Annotated in this window: 1 protein-coding gene and 1 pseudogene; both read right to left on the bottom strand. The window is 61.3% G+C overall.

The genetic code is table 11. The features are described 5' to 3' along the window. Positions 1-108: 108 nt before the first annotated feature. Positions 109-936 (bottom strand): IS21-like element helper ATPase IstB, encoded by an 828-nt coding sequence (gene istB / locus KIH07_RS25280; RefSeq protein WP_066690515.1) that lies wholly within the window; start codon positions 934-936, stop codon positions 109-111. Next, positions 929-2,453, bottom strand: a pseudogene (istA, locus tag KIH07_RS25275) (IS21 family transposase). The gene istB and the pseudogene istA overlap by 8 nt, the downstream one beginning before the upstream one ends. Positions 2,454-2,641 lie beyond the last annotated feature (188 nt).

Here is a 2,641-nt window from a genome sequence, read left to right as displayed (position 1 = left end):
TGTTGGCGCCACTTGAATTCTGACCCACCCTGCCGATCCAATATTGACCCAGGGCGGATTGCTGAATTTGGAATCAGCAACTGTGGATAAGTGTAGCCAGTAGCCCGTTTAGAACGGTTCGTCTGGCTCTGCTGATGCCGGTGCAGTTATGCTGCCTTTGCGTGCACTCTCTCTGGCCTTGATGCGTGACTTCGCCGCCAGGGTGCTGTGGCGGAAGCGGTGGGACTCATTTCCGGTCTCCACGATATGGCAGTGATGGGTCAAACGGTCCAGGAGCGCTGTGGTCATCTTGGCGTCCCCGAACACCGCCGACCATTCCGAGAAGCTCAGGTTGGTCGTGATCACCACGCTGGTGTGCTCGTACAGCTTGGAGAGCAGATGGAACAGCAGGGCGCCACCGGCCTGGCTGAAGGGCAGGTACCCCAGCTCATCCAGAATCACCAGGTCCAGGCGCGACAGCGCCAGTGCGATGCGCCCAGCCTTGCCCTCGCGCTTCTCCTTCTCCAGTTCGTTGACCAGATCCACCGTGGAATAGAAGCGCACCCGCTTGCCCTTGGCTGCAATGCCCGCCACTCCGATGGCTGTGGCCAGGTGCGTCTTGCCCGTGCCCGGCCCACCAATGAGCACCACGTTCTGTGCCGTCTCGGTGAACTCCAGCGTACTCAGTTGCTTGACCAACTTGTGGTCTATCTTGGAGGCCTCGAAGTCAAAGCCTGCCAGGTCCCGGTGTAGCGGGAACTTGGCCGCCTTCATCTGGTGGCGCACCGAGGCAAAGGCCCGCTGTGCGTGCTCTGCCTGCAGCAGGTGCTCAATCAACCAGCGCGAGGTCTGTATGCCCACATCACTGCTTTGTCCCTCTGCAGTGGTCAACTCGACCCAGGCGCCGGCCATGCCGTTCAGGCGGAGTTCCTTGAATTGAGCAGCAATATCACGCATGGCTCACGCCCTCCATGGCGTCGCCACGCAGGCTGTCGTAGCGCCCGGTGTCGGCCAGTGGTGCCTCCTTGAGATCCAGGGTGCTCTCTATGCTGGGAGGAGGCTCTGGCGCATCAAGCCGAGCCAATACGTTGAGAACGTGCTCGGTGCTGAGCGCGCCCGATTCGATCACCAACTCCACCGCCACCAGCACCGCTTCCAGTCCGTGGCTGGACACGCAGTTGAGCACCTGCGCCATGGTCTTTTCACCGCCCTCATGGCGCATCAAGCCTTGTCGCAATCGCTGCAAAGGCGTCGGCATGTCTGCAAAGGGCGCGCCATTTCTCAGGGCACCAGACTTGCGCTGAATCAGCGCAATGTAGTGCTGCCAGTCGTAGCAGATGTGGCCCCGGTTGGGCAGCCTCTCGTGCCGTGCCACGATCATTTCGTCGCTGGCGATCTCCACCCGGCCGGGGTACAGCCGGGTGCTCACGCGCTGGCCTGCCAATTCGCACGGCACCGAGTAGCGGTTGCGCGCCACCGCCACCAGGCAAGTGCTCGACACCTTGGCTGAGCGCTCCACATAGCCATCAAAGGCTGTCGGCATGGGCATCAGTTCCGCGCGCTCCTGCTCCAGCATCTCGGCCACGCTGAACGCCTTGTACTCTGGGTGGCGCACCTCCTCCCACAGACTGCGGCAGCGTGCGCCCAGCCAAACATTGAGCTCGGCAAAGCTGCCAAACTTCTGCTGCTGCGCCTCCAGCCAGATGCGCCTGCGGCTGTCCTGCACGTTCTTCTCCACCACGCCTTTCTCCCAGCCGCTGGCTACGTTGCAGAAGTCGGCATCGAATAGGTAATGTGCGCACATCACGGCAAAGCGTGCGTTGACGATGCGGCCCTTGCCACCTTGTCCGCCTTTGCCGCGCGGGACCTTGTCCACGGCCGTCTTCATGTTGTCGTAAATACCCCGGCGAGCCACGCCACCGAGCGCCGCAAAGGAACGGGTGTGGGCGTCAAACAGCATCTCGTGACCCTGGCTGGGGTAGGCCACCAGCCAGAATGCGCGGCTGGCGCACAGCATTCATGTGCGACACCTGCATGCGGTGGTAGATACCGCCCACCACCAAGCCCTCTTCGCTCCAGTCGAACTGGAACGCCTCGCCCATCTCGAACTTCAGTGGCACGAACGCCCGGGCGTCCTTGCCAGCGTCGACGCGCCAGGCCCGGATAAAGTCCGTGACGCGGGTGTACCCACCCTCATATCCGCTGGTCTTGATTTGCGCAAACAAGGCGCGTGCCGTGCGACGGTTCTGCTTGGGTCGATGCGCATCGGCCTTGAGCGACTGCTCCAGTTCGGCCACATACGCATTGAGCTTGTTGAAGCCCGCCGTGCGGCTGTAGACGGGCTCCTTCACCTCCTCTGGCTTCCTCAGCCAGCTTCGCACCGTGTTGCGCGATAGGCCCGTGCGCTTGGCTATCTCATGCAACGACACCTTGTCGCGCATGTACATCCGTCGAATTCTTCCCAACATTTCCATGGTGATCACCTTGCATTTTCCCTGCCCAATATTTAGGCAAGGCAAGTAAAACACCTGGGTCAGTTTTGAAGCGGCACATGCCCTCTAAGTGGGTCAGTTTTCAGTCGGCGGCAACAAGCTACGCCCGTCGATGGTGGCGGCTAGCAGAACGCTCCGAATCGATTCCTGGCCGGCAAGAATCGGCAACA

The sequence above is a fragment of the Hydrogenophaga taeniospiralis genome (assembly GCF_020510445.1).
Lineage (GTDB): Bacteria > Pseudomonadota > Gammaproteobacteria > Burkholderiales > Burkholderiaceae_C > Hydrogenophaga.
This window is presented reverse-complemented; position numbering and strand designations above follow the sequence as displayed.